The sequence below is a fragment of the Flammeovirga sp. MY04 genome, from assembly GCF_001682195.2.
Lineage (GTDB): Bacteria > Bacteroidota > Bacteroidia > Cytophagales > Flammeovirgaceae > Flammeovirga > Flammeovirga yaeyamensis.
Map to the genome: position 1 here is coordinate 2,518,504 of NZ_CP003560.2, position 21,323 is coordinate 2,539,826.

Sequence of the window (21,323 nt, forward strand, 5' to 3'; positions counted from 1 at the left end):
ATTGTACATACAATAGTTTGTTGAAATTTTTTTAAACTGCCTGAGCAATTTTTCTAATGTTATCTTGTGCTTTATTGAATGATGCTCTATTGGTATGAATAGAACCACCTCCCAACACAATGTCGTATGATTTTGGTTGCGTCAAACCTACCACGAATTGGGTATCTTGAAGGGCTTTAAAGTGTAACTGACCTTCGTTCTCTTCTAAAATCGAAAGATGATTTAGGGATACTTCTTCTTGGTCCAACATCAAATGACCTGTTCGAGGGAAGACAAAGCCTCTTGTTTGACCTTTTGGTGTATCGATCGTCAACTCCTCTCCTGCTTTTAAAGTGATGTCGTAATACGTCAAATCATAAGGAACATTCAATGGCGATTTCACTCCTTGATATTCACCCGCAATTACTTTCACATGATCGACTACTGGTAAATCTTCTGGCTGTAAATTCATATATCCCGTCTCTCCTTCTTCCAATTCAGGCGGCAACTGCAACCACAATTGGTGGATGGCCAAATCCCAAGTCTGATGCTTCTTATCTTCCGGTCGTTGATACCCTTCCGCATGGAAAATACCATTCCCCGAGTTGATCCATTGCACTCCTCCACTTCGGATCACATCGTCGTTATTACCTGTATCCTGATGTACTAGATTTCCACCTTCGAAATAGGTAATGATACCGATGCCCGAATGAGGGTGCATACCAAAGAACATTCCTTCGTCGTCTCTTTTATTCTTTCCTGCATCAAAGAATACGAAAGGTTGAAGTTCTCTTCTTGTCTGTGGGTCCATGATGTACTGAAACCCATTTCTTCCTGCATGCTTACGCTTTAACTGACGTTTCATGAATTTCTGATGTAAAGTTTGAAAATGCTTCTTGGAACTGTGCTTTTAGCTCATCATTTGATATACCATTATCAAAATTTGAAGGGAATGATGGCAATGAGAAACTGCCCACTACATTGGCTCCTGCATAAGGTAAAGATGATGTTGCAATGTTCAATACCCCTGCTCCACCTCTTGGACCCGGAGAAGTTGCCATCACAAATACTGGTTTGTTAGCATATACTAAACGCTCAGCTCTTGATGCCCAATCGAAGATATTTTTATAAGCAGCAGAGAAATTACCATTGTGCTCCGCAAAAGAAACGATAATACCATCGGCCGATGCCAAGTCTTCTAAAAACTGATTTGCTTGTACAGGAATACCAGATGCCATTTCTTTATCGATACCATAGATCGGCATTTCATAATCGTTCAAGTCTAAAACTTTCACTTCAGCATCTTCCACTTGCGCTCCTGCCCACTCCGCTAATTGTGCATTAATTGATGTTTTTGAATTGGAACCTCCAAATACGACTAATTTTTTCATGTTATTCTCCTTTGAGTTTTTTAATTAATTTTTCTAATGTTTCTGCCTCTTCAGCAGTTAAGTTTTGTGTGTAAGGTACATGGAATTCAATTACTTTCTGATCGAACCTTTCTAGTTCTTCCAATCCAAAAGGAGTAATTGTAATATCCATTTTTCTACGATTGGTCGGGCATTCTTCCCTTTTCACCAATCCTTTATCCAATAATTTATCGATAATTCGAGTCACGTTACTCGAACGCTGAACCATTCGCTCCTGTATTTCTTGAACAGTAATCGGCGATCCTTTCTGTCCTTTTAATATTCTCAAAACATTAAACTGTGGTTCAGTAATCTTATCTTCCTTTAGAACTTGACCTACAGCATCTGTGATCCAATGTCCTGTTTTTATGATTTCATGAATGGCTTTATAATATGATTTTGTATTCATTATTTGTTTAAACGATTAATGTATATACAATTATAAAGGATGATTTTAATAAATGCAAATGAAATTTCGGTTTTTATATAAATAATTTTTTGATTGGTGGAGGTTTTAGAGTGAAAACGGGGTTTTTAAATGAAAAATGAAAAGTTAATCTTACGAGTGAAGAGCGATGAGTGAAAAGTGAAGAGCGGAGTTTTAAATGAAAAATGAAAAGTTAAAAATGAAAAACGTGAAATGTTGAGTGTTTCGTAGAGAAAATTTGTTGGGTCATTCAAAAAGCAAGTAAAATGACTAGCGCGAGTTTCCGAACTCGTGCCCGCGTTATGAGGAGCGTAAATTCAGCACCTATTAGTTATTACCTATTACTTAAAACAAGGTCGGGAGACCTCTCACGTTTATGGACACTAATGACGCTTCGCTTAACATTGGCGCCAGTGTAGTATTGTTGTATAACATCGTCCAAAGAAACGAGCGTTAGAGCAACATTTCACGTTTTTCACTTTTCATTTTTAACTTTTAATTTATTTAGTTTTGTAAAAACTAATCGATATGAAAAAAATACTAATAATAAACGGTCATCCCGACCAAGAGAGTTACAACTTTGCATTGGCAAAAGCTTATGAAGAAGGAGCATTATCTACGGGAACTAAAGTAGATCGAATCAATATCAGAGATCTTGATTTTAACCCCAACCTACAATTTGGCTACCGCAAAAGAACCGACTTAGAACCTGACTTAGTCGATGCAATAGAAAAAATAAAATCGGCCGATCATCTAGTATGGATTTTCCCCTTATGGTGGTACAGCTACCCTGCCATCATGAAAGGCTTTATCGATAGAACCTTCCTTCCCGGCATCACTTACGAATTAGTTGAGGGACAAGCATTACCCAAAAAGCTCCTCAAAGGAAAATCAGCAAGAATAATCGTTACAGCCGATTCCCCTAGTTGGTACAATAAATTATTTATGAAAGATCCCGCCATTCATTCCTTAAAACGAGGAACGTTGGAGTTCTGTGGAGTATCACCAGTGAGGGTTAGTTATGTAGCTTCGGTGAAGGGATCTTCGGAGAAGTTTAGGAGTAAGTGGTTGGAGAGAGTTGGGAAGCTGGGGAGAGAGGTTTTTTAAATTAAAAATGAAAAGTTAAAAATGAAAAACGTGGTTAGTTAGGATAACGCGAGCAATATGTCCATCGATTATTTTAGTCATGATGTTTATTATTTACACTTACGTTCCAATGACGAGGTCGGGAGACCTCTAACGTTTGTAGGCTCCGATGACGCTTCGCTTAACATCGGCGCCAGTGTAGTGTTGTTGTATAACATCGTCCAAAGAAACGAGCGTTAGAACTACATTTCACGTTTTTCATTTTTCATTTTTAACTTTTCATTTCAAAAAAAGTCCCACCGCTTAAAAAACGATAGGACATTAACACCTAGACTAAACATGGCACCTCCCGCCATGTGGATTTACAAGAAAATTTGGATCAATCAATGATCCAGGAACAACTTATGGTTTTTATTTCAGTAATAGTTTGTTTAAGAAAGCGAACAACGAGATGGGAGACCTAAATCTTAGCTCTCACTAGTTTCCAAACTAGAGACCGCGTAATGAGGAGTGTAAATTCAGCACCTATTAGTTATTACCTATTACTTAAAACGAGGTCGGGAGACCTCTAACGTTTGTAGGCACCGATGACGCTTCGCTTAACATCGGCGCCAGTGTAATTTAACATCGCCCCTTAGAAACGAGCGTTAGAACAACATTTCACGTTTTTCATTTTTCATTTTTAACTTTTCATTTTTAACTTTTCATTTCTAAATAGGATCACTAAGCGCCCCCAAGAACAACTTAAGATTCTCCATCTCGCTTGTAGTAAGATGCAACGAATCCGTCGGTAGGGTTTGGTTTTCGAGAGTGATGCCGATACCATGACCTCCTCCCATATTGTAAAATTGAATGACTTCGTCTAAGGTGTTGAAGACGCCATTGTGCATATATGGAGCGGTTACATTGATGTTTCTTACGGTTGGTGTTTTGAAGGCGAACATTTTTTCTTTTGCTTTCGAAATGTCGTACCTGCCTTTATCTTGGTCGATTTCTGCGTGTTCCCAAGCCACAGTTTTGGGTACTCCCAATACTTCTAGCTCGCTATGAGTGAAATGTGGTGGGACTGTTCCGTTAAATATTGGGGCAAAGTGACAAGTTCCGCATTTGGCTTTACCCATAAATAGGTTGAAGCCCTCTACCTCCTCTTCGGCTAAATCTTCACCTATGTTGGATATGGCTTTGTCGAACTTGGATTGGAAAGGCGATAAACTATGTACGAACATGGCTAGTGAGTTTCTTACTGCATAGCTATCGACTTCTTTATAGTATTTCTGAAGTTCCTTCACGTAAGCTTCGTTCTTTTGAACTGCTTCTACTACTCCATCCATATGATGATCGAACTCGTCTTTATTATCAACTACAGCTTGAATCTGAGTTTCTAAATTCGATTGACGGGCATCATAAAATTGTGAGGCTTGAAGTCCAGCATACATTAATGTAGGTGCGTTTCTTTTGTTGTCTTTTCCTTTATTGGTGATGGATAGTTTTCTACCATCGGTAAAGGCCATTTTGGGATCATGACAAGAGGCACAACTCATTTTGTTATTTCCAGAAAGGGAAGCATCATGAAAAAGCTGCTGTCCCAATTCTACTACTTCATCATTGAAATCAACACTGTTTCTAGACATAAAGCTATTCGTATTGAATGTCTGAGGATGAAATAGTGATAAGGCTTCGTAGTTTACTTTTTGATCGAATGGAAATTCTACTTTCCAATCTTTTGAGGTCGTTACCCACAACCCCATGAGGTGATGAATATGATCTTTGATGAAGTGATAGCGATCGAATCGATCAAAGTTAGGTCCTTGCTTTAGTGTTTGCTTTGCGTTGTCTAATTCTTCATCCCAACGTTCTAAGATTTTTTGATCTTGGAATAGATAGGCATTTTGGTCTAGTAGATCTTGAATTCCTTGTAGTGCATAAACGTTTTCCTCCAAGCTATTTAAGTATACTGGAGAATCAAATCCACTAATTCCTAAAGAGGTAATTCTTATTAATTCGTCTCTTATCGACCATAATAGATGATAGGGTTTTAGTACAGTTATTTTATCGTTTCCTAATTCCAAATCGATCGTCATCAACATCTGATTACATTGTTGATGGATACCAACTACATCAATTTCGTCGGTAAAAAGCATTTCTTCGATGACTTGAAAACCTGTGGCATCTAAGACTTTATCTGCATTATCAAATTCTTCTACTTCTGGCAAATTGGGCGAGTTTAGCATCTTGTAGGTTCTGAAAGAATAGAAACACATAATGCTTTCGATCTTCTTCAATGATTTACGTCCTTCATCAAAAGCCATGATCAAACTGTCTTTTTGAGAAAGGGTCGACATCTTTTCTATAGACGATCGACAATCCTTTAAATTAGAATAGTAATAGTCCTCAACATTTGATTTTAGGTCTTGCTTTTTTGTTTCACAAGACATCATCAGAATACATCCAATAAGTAAAAGCAGAAGTTTTTTCATAAGGCAAAAAATTAAAGAACCCAATGATCATAAAACTGATCATCGAGTTCTAAATTGAATTGATAATTATCTTTCAAGTCCTTTTACGACTGTTAGAATACTACCTTCGTTAATAGTGTTCGCTGGGTTTGTTTTATCCAAGAAATCATCTGATTTCCATGAGTGTGCTTGTTGGATTAACAAGAAAGTACCGTCCATTCCCAATTGCTCAGAAACATCGATCATACCTGTCAATTCCCATCTTCCCCAACGGTCGTCCATGCTAGCATAACCATTGTCAAGACCAGTAGAACCTCTGTGATCTGACTCAAGAACAACTTTCAATACACCTGTTTTTAAGTTGTACTGATGTAAGTAAGCATCGTGTTGTTTAGAAGCAACATCGTCGTATCCATTTGGATCTTCTTGGATATATAAGAAGTTCTCTGTCGCCAAGATGTTATCAGGGCTGTGTAAACGATGCGCTTTACCTTCTAAATTGTCCCCATCAAGAATTACCTCTAGAGTACCTGATAATGGATCGTTTTCATCAAGCACTAATTTGTAGATTCTACCATACTTAGTTCTTGTATCGTTGTATTGACTTCTACCAGTTGCCGTGAAATATACTTCTCTGTTAGCAGAAGCATCACCTTTTCTGTAATCGATATCTTCCACTCTGTTGAAAGCCATCACACCTTTAGCGATACATTCAGTATTTAAGGCATCATACGTTCTTTCTTCTAATTCCACGAAAGAAACCGCTACTGCAGCCTCAGCATCCACCAATTCGTTGTCCGTCATAGAACCGTCGCCTAACTTTAAAGCATATAATTTACCTCCGTCAAGATCACCTACAGTTTCAGAAACATACATTGCTAACGCTCCACCTGCATCGCCGTGGCTATCATCACCGATAAGAACAACTGTTTTCTCAGGGTAAGCATTTTTTCCAAGAGGAACTGCATTTTCAACAGTCCATTGTCCCATAGCATCCAAAGTTCTACCCACAGATTTTTCAGAAGCAGCTCTGAAAGGATCTGTTGCAAAAACGTTTGTAGAAGAACCACCCCATTCTCCACCAGAAAGGTAGATTGGGCCAAAACCATGCTCTTCAGGAGTCACAAGAGTACCCGAACATTGTGCCGTGTTTGCAGTAGCAGTAGCATCCAAGATGATCTCCCCTTTCATAGGTTTGAAAGTTTCATCAAAAGATATTCTAGCGACAGAATAGTGTGCCTCGATGTTGTTGATTAAAGTGAAAGTACCGTCATCGTTCTTTAATAGACCAGCACCATCCGCCATTGAACCATAAAGGAAGTCAGGCGACTCTTCCAAAGCATCCTCTGATGATAATAGAGAGAAAATCTCTAAATGCTCAAATCCAGAATGTCTCTTCAATAAGTGAGGAGTCATAGAATGATTCATCAATTTCACCGCTGATACCTCCTCAGCAATATCAAAAACCATTTGCGTACCGTCTGTTAATGTGATCGTCAACTGACCTGTCACTGGATCAAATGTGATATTTTGAATTCCAATTCCATCATTTCCATTGACCGACTCATTAAAATTGATAACAGAAGTTTTTCCGCTTGCGAATTGAACTAGCACTGACATACCATCGTCTGCCAATTGATAACTTACTACCTCATAGTTAGCAGCATCTGTGTCTTGTGGATCTTGTGTTTCTTCGTTAGAAGTACAAGACATAAAGAAGGCTAATGAGATAAAGATTGAAAATAGAAGCTTTTTCATTTTGTGTTAATTAGTTTGTGTATAAAACAATCGACACAAATGTATAAAAGCCAAAATCCCAATCGGTTAAGGCAATTTTATATCTTCATCATCAACACATTAACTATTAAGTCCGGTTTTCACAGTTTCTTAAAAAGATATGTTTTCCCTCTTAACAAAACTTGATCTTCTCTTAACATGAATACCTATTCATTATTATCAAAAATCAATTAGACATAAAAAAACACAATATATGTCATGTATTGTGTTGCGGAGAAGTTGCTTAATAATTTGCTTTCTTCATAACATTGTAAAACTGAACTAACTTTTTGGAAACTTAATTTTCTAAATGAAAAATGAAAAGTTAAAAATGAAAAACGTAGTTAGTTAAGCTAACGCGAGAAGTATGCCCAAAGATTGTTTTAGTTTTATGATTAATTATTTCTCGCATCTAGCGCTAGTTTCCGGACTAGTGCCCGCGTAATGAGGAGCGTAAATTCAGCACCTGCTACTTACTACCTACTACCTACGACCTACTACCTACTACCTACTACCTAAAAAAAATGACGCTTTTCTTAACATCGGCACCAATGTATTATATGTCCGATACATTGTCCCCCAAAAACGAGCGTTAGAACAACATTTCACGTTTTTCATTTTTCATTTTTAACTTTTCATTTCTACCCCTTCATCATAAACACTTAGGTTTCCAAAAGGCTCCTTACTTTCCCCACAGTTTTCCAATTCCTCGTCGTCGCCTTCACCCCAAGCTTCTTCTCAATCACGTTGTTTCCTAATTTCGTTTCGTGGTATTTTCCTGCACAGAACAAATACACTGCTTTGTGGATGATTTGATATTGATCGGCTCCGCTTTTTACTTCGGCGAGTTTTTGTTTGTTTTCTTCTTTGGGTAGGCTGTCTAGGATAGTGACGTGAAGTTGATTGATTTCTTCGTTTTTGTAGGGGTTATTATCAATTAATTCTTGCCATTGTTGGTGCTGAAGAACGATAACTGGAACATCGTACCCGAAAGTATCTGCTATTCCTTTTTCTAATCGTTTTGACCAAACTTGAGGGTCAGTTTCATCGGAAGAAAAAATAACATTACCGCTTTGTATGTAGGTGGTGATATCAGTTCCTCCTAGTTCTCCGACTAATTTCTTTAGGTCGGCCATGAGGATCTTTCTTTTTCCGCCGACGTTTATTCCTCTTAAAATAGCAACGAGTTTCATGTTAGTTTAATTTGATTTGTTGAAGCAGGTCTGTCATTTTTTTACTATCCACACCTTTTTTATCGTAGGCGTTTTTCACTTCGATGGCTACTTTCTCTGCTTTTTCGAACATGCCCAATTTATAATATAAATGTGCTTGAGTATCCATCATATCGAGTGTATTGTGATCTTCGCTTATACCATATTCCACCCAGCTTAATGCGTTATTTAGGTAGCTTGGGTTTTCTGATGTGGTATAGATCATCCATGCCCAATCGTTACAATGACTCATGACTTTATGATCTTTGATCTTCTTGGCAGCTTCGAAGTTATCTTTAATTCTATAGAAAGCTTTTTGATGATCTCCTATGGATAAGTAGAATTTCGGTTCGTAGATAAAGGCTGCTTTTACTGAAAAATGATTGGGTAGGTATTGCTTTAAAACATACATCTCCTTCTCAAATACTACGGGGTTCTTCTCCTCCAGATTCTTTGATAATGTATTCTTTACTAATTGTGTGTAGATGTTTTCTAAATTCTTTGTTTGAATATGCGAGAGTAATTTATCGTGATGCTCCACAAAAAACGTAAATGCTTGGTCTCTCACATTTGAATGATATAGGGTATGACAAACGACATCCATCACTTTAGGATCAGCTAATTTATCTTCATCCAATAGCTTGATAAATTCTTCGCATGCTTTTTCGTCTTTTACTCCTAATTCGAAAGTACTTGAGCAATAATTAAGGTATTCTTCGAAGGTCACTTCCTCCTCACTACGTATTTTATTCTTGATTGTATAATATTGGTAGGAAGGATCTTCTACTTTTTTACATCTTGATAAAAAGACATTTGGGGGCATTGCTCCTTTCATCAAATGAATGAGTTGACCTTTTTCATTGAAAAATAAATGAGCAGGAAACGATCGAATACTGTACCTAGACACAAACTCTTTGGAGAGCTGATCTTCTAAGTCTCGATTCACATTGATGAATTCTTCGTTGAAATATTCGCTTACTTTCTTGTCTTTATAAACGTTTTCTACAAAGTTTTGGCAAGGCTGACTCCACTTTGTGGTGATGCCAAAATAGATGAGTTTTCCTTCGTTTTCAGACAGTTGTAATATTTCATCCCATTCTTTTGTTTCGAAGTGAATAGTATTTTGTGCATATGCCATAATACTATACTGAAACAATAGGAGCATTGTTAGTATTATTTGCTTATTCATTCTGATAATTGACGATAAATGTTTCTCCTGATAATTTTGAAATCCCCCTAGTCAAGGGATTATATAGATGTGTTAGTATGTGCAAGATACAATTATTTCTAAGACTATGTCAATGTCTGTTATATATCGCCTCTAATTTTTCCCTTTTCAAATATAGAAATATACCTTTGTGAAAATTTAAATTTTATTAAAGTGACTTTCGAAGAATTAAAACTTAATAATTTCCTTAGAAATGCTATTGAGGATCTGGAATATGTAAATGTTACTCCTATCCAAAAAGAAGCTTTTCCTGTTATCGGATCCGGTAAAGATATTATAGGTATTGCACAAACGGGTACGGGTAAAACGATGGCTTACCTCTTACCTATTTTGCAAAATCTTAAATTTTCGAATCAAGACGATCCGAGAGTTTTGATTGTTGTGCCTACGCGTGAATTGGTAGCACAAGTTGTGGAAGAGATTGAGGCACTCACCAAATACATGTCAGTAAGAACTGTAGGTGTATATGGTGGAGCAAACATCAATACTCAAAAACAGAAAGTACACGAAGGTCTTGATATCCTTGTGGGTACTCCAGGTAGAGTATTGGATATCGCTTTGGCTGGCGTCTTAAAATTTAAATCACTTCAAAAATTTGTTATTGATGAAGTCGACGAGATGTTGGATCTAGGTTTCCGACCTCAGTTAACGCGTATCATGGATTTACTTCCTCATCGTCGTCAGAACATCATGTTTTCTGCAACGATCACCGATGATGTACAAGAACTTATCAACACATTCTTCAGTAAACCTGAAAAAGTAGAGATTGCAAGAACAGGTACTCCTGCAGATAAAGTAACACAAAGAGCCTATCACGTCCCTAACTTCTACACGAAAGTAAATATGCTAGAGTATTTACTGGATCATGAAGAAGACATGGAGAAAGTGTTGGTCTTTGTTCGAAATAAAAAATTAGCCGATCGTTTACACGAACATGTGGAGAAGAAATTCCCTGAACAAACAGGTATTATCCACTCCAATAAATCTCAGAATTATAGATTTAGAATGTTGGAGAGCTTCGAGAACGGTACGTTTAAATTCTTAATTGCCACAGATATTATTGCACGTGGTTTGGACATCAAAGGAATTACTCATGTAATTAATTTCGATACTCCAGAAGTTCCAGAAGAATATATCCATAGAATTGGTAGAACGGGTCGTGCCGATGAGAAAGGTTTGGCCATCACTTTTATCAATGAAGCTGAACAATTGTATCAGATGCAAATTGAGGAGTTGATGGGGAAAGCCATTCCTTTAGAGCCTATGCCGGAAGAGGTAAAGATATCCGACATCTTCTCTGAGGAAGAAAAACCAAAAATTTCTGATAGAGATTATTTACAAGACATTCGTCCGAAACGTTCTTCGGGTGGCGGGGCATTCCATACCAAACAGGGCATCAATAACCCTGAGAATCAAACGAAAAAAGTGCATCGTGGTCCTAAGAAAACCAAGCCTGTCAATAGAGGAAGGTTAAAAAGGAAGTTTAGAAAGAAATAAATATCAAGAAGTCTAACTCAATTAAGGGTTAGACTTTTTTTAATAATTCTAAAACTATTTTAAATTAACACTCTACAAATCGACATTTACTCGAAACTATATCAAACTTCAACAGTTTTTTTAATTATACTTCAAATAACTTTCAATCTGAGACATGAAAAAGGCGGTCACCCTTCTCTTAATAATCTTACCTCATTATATTTTCGCACAAATGGACTCACTAGAAATGATTAATGGTGATGTTATCGTGGGTGAAATAAAAAGTTTAGATAGAGGTGTTGTAGAAATTGAAACTGATTATTCTGATGCTAATTTTAAAATTGAATGGGATGGCATCAAAAAGATAATTTGTAACACTAAGTTCTCCGTAACCCTTTCTAATGGCGATAGATATTATGGTAGTATCGTTTCTTCTGATGATGGTCTATATAAAATCATTTCAGATGATAGTGTTCAGCATTCCATCAATCCAAAAGATGTGGTGTATTTAAAATCCATCAATCAAACGTTTTTAAGTAAACTATCTGCAAGTGTTGATGTGGGATATAATTTCACAAAAGCCAATAATTTGTCACAGTTGAATACCAATATTTTTATTGCTTACAATACCAATAAATGGATATTAACCCTGAATGTAAACAGTATCCGATCTGTTCAGGATAATGTCGATCCCATAGTAAGAGATGAAGGTTCTTTTACGGGTAATTACTTCCTCCCTAAAGACTTTTATGCCACTGCTAGCATCAGTTATTTAACCAATACAGAACAGTCAATCAATCTTCGATTAACTACATCAGGTGGTTTTGGTAAATATGTATTGCATACCAATAAAGCATATTGGGGCTTTTCTACGGGTGTTTCTGTTTTGAATGAATCCTTCAATCAAACATTGGATGAAGATGGAAATCCTTTTACCAAAGCATCCACTACCAGTTCCGAATGGTATTTGGGCACAGATCTAAATTTATTTGATATTGGAGATTTATCGTTTAATGCAACAGGAAAAGGATACCGTTCTTTGGATAACAATAGTCGTTGGAGGGTTGATGCCGGAGCCAACTTAAAGTACGATTTACCTTATGACTTCTACATCAAAACAGGATATAAAATGAACTTCGATACACAGCCTGCTGAAGCTGGTAAAGAGTTGGATTATCAGTACACTTTGGGATTTGGGTGGGAGTTGTAAAAGTTTAATTCCTATATTTACTCTTTGATTATTTTTTAAACTTTCTAATTGCTATACCTCAAATGAAACTACTATTCAAGCTTCTATTTTTATTTCTACTTTCTTCATGTTCAATTCTTGAAGGATTAAAAGAAGATGATATTCAAAATTATAACACCTTCGAAAGTAATCTTACAAACTTAATACACACCCAAAATATTTGGTCTTATAACATTGAGCATGTGTATACTAATGATAACTTGACAGAAAGTAATTATATAGAAAAGTATCATCTAATTGAAGAGTTAGATATTCAGTTTACACACGATTTTGATGATGATGGTAGAATATATCGTTCAAAAGTGCAAGAATCCAATCAACCTATTATTTACTATTATTACTCCTATAATAGTATTGATCAGATTGAATCTATTCAGATAAAAAATATAAATGATAAACTAATTGAAGTAGTCAATATCACTTACAACGAAGATGGATTGATTAATGAAAAAGTAGAGGATGTCTCTAATACTATGTATTACTACTTTTATGATGAAAATAAAAACATCAATAAAATAACTACAGTTGGTCCTGATCGTCAGTATGAAGAAACATTATACGAATACAATGTATATGATAGACATATTAATGAGATTCATTACAATAACGGAGATGAAGAACACTTTTCTTACGCTTTACATAGTATCTCCTATTTATACATTCATCATTTTTATAAGAGTAATGGTGAAGCAACCATAAAAGAATACATAATACCTGCAGGTTATTCTTTAGATATTAGAATCGATATAAAACACTACGTAAAAGATCATGGGTATGTCATTTTCGAGCATGAAGGTTATATAGAAAAAGAGGAAAATAAATATCAATTAATAAACAAATCGTTCAATATTTATTACGGTACAGCTTATGAAAATATTCGTTATCAAATTACCGATAGATACCTTGATGATGGTTCGATATCTAAAAGAGAAATCTATGTTTTAGAAGACAATTTAGGGTTTACTACTTACCTAAAACCTACCGAATATTTTGATGATCAGAAAATTAAATCAGCCGATGTAATTTATGATGGTAGATTTAGCTTGGATCAAACTCTAGGTTCGGTTACCTATGTACAAGATCAAAACGGTGAGATTATTGGTCACAGCTTTTATAATATAGAAGGTAAGTTAGTAAATAATCCCGTTTTTGAAGCAACAGAGGTTGAAGCACTTATTTCTCATTATGGTTATTAAATGATCAAAAATAGAATCATAAAAAAGGTTGACCTAAAAATTATTAGATCAACCTTTTTTTTATATTCTTTAACTTAAAATATTACTTAATTAATAACTCAACAGGAATATCTAATTCCGTTGATAATGTTTTTATCATGTTTAGATTTAATTGTCTCTTTCCATTCATTACCTCACTTACCACTCCTGAACTTCCAATAAATGATAGATCTTTTTGTCTCAGTTGTAATTGATCCATTCTAAATTTTATGATATCTATTGGAGTTAAACTTGATAAATCAACAGAATGATTTTCTTGTTCATAAGCGTCAATTAATATAGATAAATGCTCTAACTGAGTTTCTTGATCTTTAGAAAGTGACTCTTGTTCCATTAGATCGTCCAATCTATTTATATAAGCATCGTATTGAGATTTACTCTTGATGGGTGTTAAGTGAGTTATCATAAATACAATATAAAAAAAACAGCTTGATCCTAAACCAAGCTGTTCTAATTTATCTAGAAGTTATACACTTCCTCCATTCTTTTCTTAATAATATCATTTCCAAGATTGCCAATCGAACCTTCGTGGTTATGATTGACCGATCTTTCTGGGTTGTATTCTCCTTTTTCGATCCCCTCTCCTACAATCACGTAAGCTTCTCTGAAAGGAATACCTTGAAGAACAAGTTTGTTTACTTCTTCTACTGAGAACAAGTAATCGTAGATTGGGGCTTCTAAAAGATCTTTTGTTGGCTCCATCTTTTCGAACATCAACTTCGTCATCTCCAAGCAGTCGTTCAACATTTCGAAAGCCGGTAACAACATCTCTTTGATTTGTTGAAGATCTCTGTGGTAACCTACAGGAAGGTTACTTAAAACTGACATGATTTGAGTTGGTAAAGAAGTAATTTGATTACACCTTGCTCTAGTCAACTCCAATACATCAGGGTTCTTTTTATGAGGCATGATACTCGATCCTGTGGTGAATTCGTTAGGGAATTTCAAGAAACCGAAGTTACCGCCAGCATACATACAACCGTCCATTGACAACTTGGCCACAGTAGCAGCTACGGATGCCATAGCATTTGCTACATGATATTCCGTTTTACCTCTACCCATTTGTGCATAAACTACATTGACCGCCATTGTTTGGAAGTCCATCAACTCAGTAGTTCTTGTTCTATTTAATGGGAATGATGATCCATAACCTGCTGCAGAACCTAGAGGGTTTCTATCTGTGATATCGTAAGCCGCTTTTAGCATTACCATATCGTCAACTAATGACTCAGCGTAAGCACCTAACCATAAACCAAAAGAGGAAGGCATCGCTACTTGCATGTGCGTATAACCCGGCATCAAATAGTCTTTAAATTCTTCTGATTTCTCTACTAGAGTATCAAAAAGTGATTTCGTATGGTCGGCCACATTTTTGATGGCATCACGCAAGTACAACTTCAAGTCCAATAAAACTTGGTCATTTCTTGATCTACCCGAGTGCAAACGCTTCCCCACATCACCATAACGTTGCGTCAATAACATCTCTACTTGAGAGTGTACATCTTCCACACCGTCTTCAATGACAAACTCCCCTCTTTCGATCTCCTCGTATATTTCTTGTAAACCTTTTAGTAAAGTGTCCTTATCTTCCTCCGTTAATAATCCCACTTCTGCCAACATAGTAGCATGTGCCATGGAACCTTTCACATCGTAAGGTGCTAAAAGGATATCTAGTTCTCTATCTTTTCCAACGGTAAACTTGTCTACTTTCTCGTTTACTGTATACGTTGATTTTTGCCAAAGTTTCATTCTAGTATTTTATTTATGAGTGATGATTTATCACTTTATTGACGGTAAATAATGATTGCTCCTTCCAAGACTTTGATGTATCCTTCAACGCCTTGAGCAATCTCAGACAAATATATGAATTCATCCGCAGTATGTGATCTTGCGGAGTCGCCAGGTCCCATTTTTAATGAAGGAATTGGCATTAATGCTTGATCTGATAAAGTTGGAGAGCCGTAGGTTTCTTTTTGAAGATTCAACCCTGCCTTAATTACTGGATGATCCATAGGTGCACCCGACGGATTTAAACGTGTTGATCTTGGCGTTACCGTACTTCCCACTTCCTTTTTGATGATCTCTAAGGTTTCCAAGTTAGAGTAAGCATCCGTTGTTCTCACATCGACCACAAACTTACATTCTGAGGGCACCACATTATGTTGAGTTCCAGCATCAATGACTGTTACCGACATCTTAATTGGTCCCAAAGTAGGCGATACCTTCGGAAATTGATAATTTCTAAACCAATCAATATCTTTAATGGCTTTGTAAATCGCATTCACTCCTTCATTCCTAGCAGCATGACCCGATTCTCCTTCAGCAACACAATCCAAGACCATCAACCCTTTTTCGGCCACTGCCATTTGCATCAAAGTAGGTTCACCGACAATGGCAAAATCAATCTTAGGCAATTGATCCCAAACATCAGCAATTCCTTCGTTACCCGATACCTCTTCTTCTGCAGAGGCACAAATCACTAAGTTAAAAGGAAGGTCGTCCCTCTGATAAAAATAAAGGAAGGTCGCGATTAAACTCACTAAACACCCTCCTGCATCATTACTCCCTAAACCATAAAGTTTATTATCGATTACCTTTGGTTCAAAAGGATTTAAGGTCCAATCCTTATTGGGCTTTACTGTATCAATATGCGAGTTCAGAAGAATGGTCTCCTTCTCCTCATCAAAATGTACATTCTGAGCCCAAATATTATTTTTATATTGATGTATTTCTACTTCATTTTCAATAAAAAAGCGAGCAACAATTTCTGCCACATCATCTTCTTCTCTACTTAAAGATTCTGTCGCAATCATTTGCTTTAATAATGCGGTCGCTTTTTCTACTAATTCAGTATGTTTCATCTTGTTTTAATTGATTTACTATCAAGATATGAAATAATTAGGAGTTAGGAGTTAGGAATTAGGAGTTAAGATTTTATTTTAAACTAGCGCGAGTCTCCTGACTCGTGTCTGCGTTGTGAGGAGCGGACTACTTGTAATCTCGGGTTCGTTGTCATGTGATAGTACCACCTTACCAAATATACATTGTGATCCGGTACGTTGTCGATGAATCCTATCATCATAACAATTTATTTCGTAGCTCCGGTTCGTTGTCGAGGGGTTACACCCCTCGTTGGGGAAGAGTGGTAAACTTAGAGTTTCATTATATAGATCAATCATTATAAAGTTAAGCTCTATTATTGGAGAATACGAGAGGTTTTACCATCTCGTAAAAATGGAAGCTTCGATGATATAATTTGATTAATTATTTACTTCTTACCTCTTACCTCAATCTATGCATCCCCAGGAATAAATTCCTGGGCTTTTGATACACTCTCCCTTACCTATTAGTTATTACTTATTACCTCAAAAACGAGCGTAAACTCAGCAACTCCTACCTACTACCTGCTACCTACTACCTATTATTTTCGTCCCCACAGGCTCCTTCGAAAGCAACCCTTCTACTTTCCCTAACCATACTTCGGTTACGGATGCATCGATAGCATCAAATGCATTTTTTAGTTTTGGAAGCATTCCATCGGCAACGACTCCTTCTGCTTTGAACTCTTCAAACTTCTGAGGGTTTAATACTGGAACTAATGAGTTATCATCGTTGATATCCAAAAGAACACCTGCTTTTTCGAAACAGTATCTAAGCGATACTTCGTGTCCTGCCTGACCTAAAGCTACAGCGGTTGCCTGTGCCATTGTATCTGCATTGGTATTGAGTAACTGACCTTCGCCGTTATGAGTTAAAGGAGCTACTACAGGAGTGATTCCTTGCTCTAGTAAACCGATAATTGGAGAAGCATTAGCTTTACGCACGTCACCTACAAAACCATAATCGATCTCCCAACCTGTTCTTTTATCAGATTCTATGATGTTGGCATCAGCACCTGTTAACCCAATTGCATTTGTTCCTTTGGCCTGAAGTTTAGCAACAATATTCTTGTTTACTAATCCACCATATACCATCGTTACTACTTCTAAAGTATCTGCATCGGTAACACGTCTTCCATCTACCATTTTTGGTTCGATTCCCAAACGCTTGGCCATTGCTGTGGCTAATTTACCACCGCCATGTACCAATACTTTTGGTCCTTCCAAAGCAGAAAACTGATCCAGAAAACTAGCTAAAGCTTGCTCGTCGTTAATGATGTTGCCACCAACTTTTATTACTGATATTTTCATCAGGTTGTTTGTTTTATTAATTTCTAAATAAAACAATGACGTTGGGTTTCAACGTCATTGTGTGTGTATGTCTTTGAATCAAATAGTATCATTAACCCCGACATCCCCCACCCACGAACTGAAGTCTAGATAGATGGAAAACTTAGTATAAAATACTATTTTATGAAGGCAACTATTTTCTATACAAAGAAATCACCTTTTCATATCCCCAGGAATGAATTCCTGGGCTATTGATACAATCTGGAATTTTAAAAATCTCGCCTTTACCTATTAGCTATTACTTATTACCTAAAAAACGAGCGTAAACTCAGCAACTCCTACCTCCTAATTCCTAACTCCTATCTTCCTCAAGGATTGCGTTCAACACCGCCGCAGCCGCAAACGTCCTGTTATTCGCTTCCTCTAAGATCAGAGAGTTTTCGCTATCCAATACAGCGTCGCTAGCCACTACGTTTCTACGGATTGGAAGGCAGTGCATAAATTTACCATTATCGGTTAATGCCATTTTCTCTTCCGTAATTTGCCAAGAGTTGTCTTTGCAAACAACTTTACCGTATTCTTTTGTAGATGACCAGTTTTTGGCATAAACAAAGTCGGCTCCTTTTAAAGCTTCGTCTTGATTGGTAGTGAAAGTCGCCTCTCCAACAAACTCAGGATCCAATTCGTATCCTTCAGGTGCAGTGATGACTAATTCTACATCATCAGCAGCATTCATCCACTCAGCGAATGAATTAGGTACCGCTTGAGGTAATGCTCTTGGGTGAGGTGCCCAAGTAAGTACTACTTTCTTTTTTGGTTTATCAGAATTTTCTCTGATCGTTACCAAATCTGCTAGAGATTGTAATGGGTGGCGAGTAGCTGATTCTAAGGATACAATCGGAGATTTTGCATACTTCACAAAATCTTTCATGATTGAATCAGAATAATCTTCTTCTTTATTTTGAAGGTTAGGGAAAGAACGAACACCGATGATATCACAATATTGACTGATTACGGCAGCAGCATCTTTTAAATGCTCTGCTTTATCACTGTCCATGATTACACCTTCTTCTGTTTCGATTTTCCAACCGTCTTTATCAATGTTCATCACCATCACGTCCATTCCTAAATGACGAGCGGCGCGTTGTGTACTTAATCTTGTTCTTAAACTTGGGTTGAAGAACAATAGACCCAACATTTTATTTTTTCCAACATCCCCGTAGGCTTCAGGGTTGGCTTTTATCTTTAATGCACTTTCAACGATTTCATTTACATCTTGAACATCGTTTACAGATAAAAATTTTTCCATTTTCTATAGTGGGATTTATGCGATTTCTTTAGTTACTGCTTCAAAAGCATTCACAAATAATTGTGCTTGCTCTTTTGTTAATGTAAGTGGTGGTAATAAACGTACCGTGTTTTTATTTGATGATGCACCAGTGAAGATCTTATGATCAAACAATAATTTCTTTCTTAAAGGTGCCACCGCTTCATTTAACTCGATACCTAGCATCAATCCTTTTCCACGAATTTCTTTGATGGCAGGATTTGATTTCAATTGCTCCACTAACCACTCTCCTACTTCTACCGATTTTTCGATAAGGTTTTCGTCTTTCAAGACATCTAATACAGCAATACCAGCTGCACAGGCTAAGTGATTTCCTCCAAATGTTGTCCCCAACATACCGTAGGCTGCTTCGAACTTAGGAGAAATGAATACGCCACCGATAGGGAATCCATTCCCCATTCCTTTGGCCATAGTCACCACATCTGGAATAACATTGTACCACTGATGTGCGAAGAATCTACCTGAACGTCCGTAGCCTGATTGAATCTCATCGGCAATGAAAACTGCATTTTGATCATCACATAAAGTTCTGATCGTTTGCATGAATTCCTCTGTTGGTTCGTAGATACCTCCAATACCTTGGATACCTTCTACAACAACTGCACAGATTTCGTGTTGAGCAAAAGCCTCTTTTAAAGCTTCTACATCGTTAAATGGAAGAATTAAAGTATCGTGAACTGCGTTACATGGCGCCACAATATTCTTGTTATCTGTAGCAGCAACGGCTAAAGATGTTCTTCCGTGAAATCCTTTTGTGAAAGAAATGATCTTCGTTTTCTTATTGTAAAATGAAGCCAATTTGAAGGCATTTTCGTTGGCCTCTGCTCCAGAATTACATAAGAATAAATTCCAATCGTGATAACAACTTGCTTCACCTAATTTAGATGCCAATTCTTTTTGAAGTGGATTCTGAATAGAGTTAGAATAGAATACCAAATTCTCTAACTGATCAGAAAGTTGTTTTTTATAATGAGGGTGGGTATGTCCGATCGAAATCACGGCATGACCACCATACAAGTCTAGATATTTTTCGCCTTTTTCATCATATACCCAAACATCTTCACCTTTTACGGGAGTGATATCAAATAAGGGATATACATCAAATAAATTTGCCATAATAGTGATTTTTGAGTTTTAGAATGCCATTGGTTTAAGGTTCAAACCTGTCTTCTCGTCCAGTCCGAAAATTAAGTTCATGTTCTGAACAGCTTGTCCAACAGCTCCTTTCAGTAAGTTATCAATTGCTGAGGTAATCAACAATGTATCATCGTGTTTTTCGATGCTGATAAAACCTCTGTTGGTGTTCACTACTTGTTTCAAATCTAAAGGACCATCTAAAACGCGAGTGAATGCAGCATCAGCATAATAATCTTTGAAAAGTTTTACCGCTTCTTCTTGAGATAAATCTGATTTCAAATAACAAGAAGCTAAAATTCCTCTTGTGAAGTTACCTCTATAAGGAATAAAGTTGATCTTGTGGTCGAAACCATTTTGCAATTGATTTAGACTCTGACCAATTTCTAATAAATGCTGATGTTGGAAGGCTTTATAATGTGAGATGTTACTTGTTCTCCAAGTAAACGCAGTACTTGCCATAAGCTTTACACCGGCACCAGTCGAACCTGTAATCGCACTTATATGTACTTCATTGTTCAACTTCTGAGCGTCAGCCAGTGGTAATAAAGCTATTTGAATGGCAGTCGCAAAACAGCCAGGGTTGGCAATGTTTTTTGCTGACTTAATTTTGTCTTTTTGCATCTCAGGTAAACCGTAAATGAACTCACGATCTCCCAATTGCATTGATCTATTTTCTACAATTCCCTCACCTAATCTAAAGTCTTGACTTAAATCGATGATTACTGTTGATGATGGGAATGAATTGTCTTCTAAGAATTTCACCGACTCACCGTGGCCCAAGCATAAGAAAACTACGTCTGCTTCTCCAATCTCACCCGTAAAAGTGATATCGCTTTCGCCATATAAGTCTTTGTGAACTGCATGAAGTGGTTTACCTACTTGCGATCGGCTATGAACATAAGCAATATCCACTTCTGGGTGATTTAACACTACTCTTAATAATTCACCGCCTGTCATGCCGGCGCCGCCAATAATTCCAACTTTCATGATTTCTTTATACTATAAGTTTGTTGTTTCTTTTTGATGTGGATTTGAAGACTCCACTTTTAGGTTGTATCAAATTGGTTCGATAAAAAAGGATGCAGAAGAAATTCCGCACCCTTAGTGTCATACCAATTCAAGTTATCAGGTTTAAAT

General features: G+C 36.8%; 18 protein-coding genes. 4 read left to right on the forward strand and 14 right to left on the reverse strand.

The window, feature by feature from the left end; genetic code table 11:
• Positions 1-31 precede the first annotated feature (31 nt).
• From MY04_RS10175 to MY04_RS10185, 3 genes are read right to left on the reverse strand one after another with little or no spacing between them, the layout of a single operon-like run.
• Complete coding sequence (locus tag MY04_RS10175) at positions 32-844, reverse strand: pirin family protein (RefSeq protein ID WP_066209324.1); 813 nt, start codon at positions 842-844, stop codon at positions 32-34.
• A complete protein-coding gene (locus tag MY04_RS10180; protein WP_066209328.1) occupies positions 822-1,370 on the reverse strand; it encodes an NADPH-dependent FMN reductase in 549 nt (182 codons plus the stop codon). The genes MY04_RS10175 and MY04_RS10180 overlap by 23 nt, the downstream gene beginning before the upstream one ends.
• 1 nt (position 1,371) lies before the next feature.
• Positions 1,372-1,797 carry a MarR family winged helix-turn-helix transcriptional regulator gene (locus MY04_RS10185; RefSeq protein WP_066209330.1) on the reverse strand — a complete coding sequence of 142 codons (426 nt, stop codon included), beginning with the start codon at positions 1,795-1,797 and terminating at the stop codon, positions 1,372-1,374.
• 546 nt (positions 1,798-2,343) lie between these two features.
• On the opposite strand from MY04_RS10185, the gene MY04_RS10190 reads away from it, so the two are divergent.
• Positions 2,344-2,922, forward strand: coding sequence for an NAD(P)H-dependent oxidoreductase (locus tag MY04_RS10190; RefSeq protein WP_066209333.1), 579 nt, complete (start codon positions 2,344-2,346; stop codon positions 2,920-2,922).
• Positions 2,923-3,611: 689 nt separating this feature from the next.
• Here the strand turns inward: MY04_RS10190 and MY04_RS10195 are convergent.
• From MY04_RS10195 to MY04_RS10210, 4 genes are all read right to left on the reverse strand, one after another.
• Positions 3,612-5,378 (reverse strand): cytochrome-c peroxidase, encoded by a 1,767-nt coding sequence (locus tag MY04_RS10195; protein WP_066209336.1) that lies wholly within the window; start codon positions 5,376-5,378, stop codon positions 3,612-3,614.
• 66 nt (positions 5,379-5,444) lie between these two features.
• Entirely contained in the window at positions 5,445-7,115 is a 1,671-nt protein-coding gene (locus tag MY04_RS10200) for a PhoX family protein (protein WP_236941109.1), read from the reverse strand.
• Positions 7,116-7,795: 680 nt separating this feature from the next.
• A complete protein-coding gene (locus tag MY04_RS10205; RefSeq protein WP_066209339.1) occupies positions 7,796-8,326 on the reverse strand; it encodes a DUF1697 domain-containing protein in 531 nt (176 codons plus the stop codon).
• Between the two features lies 1 nt (position 8,327).
• A complete protein-coding gene (locus MY04_RS10210; protein ID WP_158297649.1) occupies positions 8,328-9,533 on the reverse strand; it encodes a thioredoxin fold domain-containing protein in 1,206 nt (401 codons plus the stop codon).
• Between the two features lie 192 nt (positions 9,534-9,725).
• On the opposite strand from MY04_RS10210, the gene MY04_RS10215 reads away from it, so the two are divergent.
• From MY04_RS10215 to MY04_RS10225, 3 genes are all read left to right on the forward strand, one after another.
• The gene (locus tag MY04_RS10215; RefSeq protein ID WP_066209344.1) at positions 9,726-11,069 is read left to right on the forward strand and encodes a DEAD/DEAH box helicase; all 1,344 of its coding nucleotides are present in this window, start codon (positions 9,726-9,728) and stop codon (positions 11,067-11,069) included.
• 211 nt (positions 11,070-11,280) lie between these two features.
• Positions 11,281-12,258, forward strand: coding sequence for a DUF481 domain-containing protein (locus MY04_RS10220; protein WP_169055528.1), 978 nt, complete (start codon positions 11,281-11,283; stop codon positions 12,256-12,258).
• 62 nt (positions 12,259-12,320) lie between these two features.
• Positions 12,321-13,493, forward strand: a complete 1,173-nt coding sequence (locus tag MY04_RS10225; protein WP_066209350.1) for a hypothetical protein — start codon at positions 12,321-12,323, stop codon at positions 13,491-13,493.
• Between the two features lie 82 nt (positions 13,494-13,575).
• On the opposite strand, the gene MY04_RS10230 is transcribed toward MY04_RS10225, so the two are convergent.
• The 7 genes from MY04_RS10230 to argC form a co-directional block, all read right to left on the reverse strand.
• Positions 13,576-13,938 (reverse strand): helix-turn-helix domain-containing protein, encoded by a 363-nt coding sequence (locus tag MY04_RS10230; protein ID WP_066209353.1) that lies wholly within the window; start codon positions 13,936-13,938, stop codon positions 13,576-13,578.
• 53 nt (positions 13,939-13,991) lie between these two features.
• On the reverse strand, positions 13,992-15,281 hold the full coding sequence (gene argH / locus MY04_RS10235; protein ID WP_066209355.1) for an argininosuccinate lyase: 1,290 nt from the start codon (positions 15,279-15,281) through the stop codon (positions 13,992-13,994).
• 35 nt (positions 15,282-15,316) lie between these two features.
• The gene (locus MY04_RS10240) at positions 15,317-16,393 is read right to left on the reverse strand and encodes a M20 family metallo-hydrolase (RefSeq protein WP_066209357.1); all 1,077 of its coding nucleotides are present in this window, start codon (positions 16,391-16,393) and stop codon (positions 15,317-15,319) included.
• 546 nt (positions 16,394-16,939) lie between these two features.
• Positions 16,940-17,722: an acetylglutamate kinase gene (gene argB, locus MY04_RS10245; RefSeq protein ID WP_066209359.1), complete on the reverse strand. Its 783-nt coding sequence runs from the start codon at positions 17,720-17,722 to the stop codon at positions 16,940-16,942.
• A gap of 331 nt (positions 17,723-18,053) precedes the next feature.
• The gene (locus MY04_RS10250) at positions 18,054-19,010 is read right to left on the reverse strand and encodes an N-acetylornithine carbamoyltransferase (RefSeq protein ID WP_066209362.1); all 957 of its coding nucleotides are present in this window, start codon (positions 19,008-19,010) and stop codon (positions 18,054-18,056) included.
• A gap of 15 nt (positions 19,011-19,025) precedes the next feature.
• The gene (locus MY04_RS10255; RefSeq protein ID WP_066209365.1) at positions 19,026-20,165 is read right to left on the reverse strand and encodes an aspartate aminotransferase family protein; all 1,140 of its coding nucleotides are present in this window, start codon (positions 20,163-20,165) and stop codon (positions 19,026-19,028) included.
• Between the two features lie 18 nt (positions 20,166-20,183).
• Positions 20,184-21,173, reverse strand: a complete 990-nt coding sequence (gene argC / locus MY04_RS10260; protein WP_066209368.1) for an N-acetyl-gamma-glutamyl-phosphate reductase — start codon at positions 21,171-21,173, stop codon at positions 20,184-20,186.
• Between the last annotated feature and the right edge of the window lie 150 nt (positions 21,174-21,323).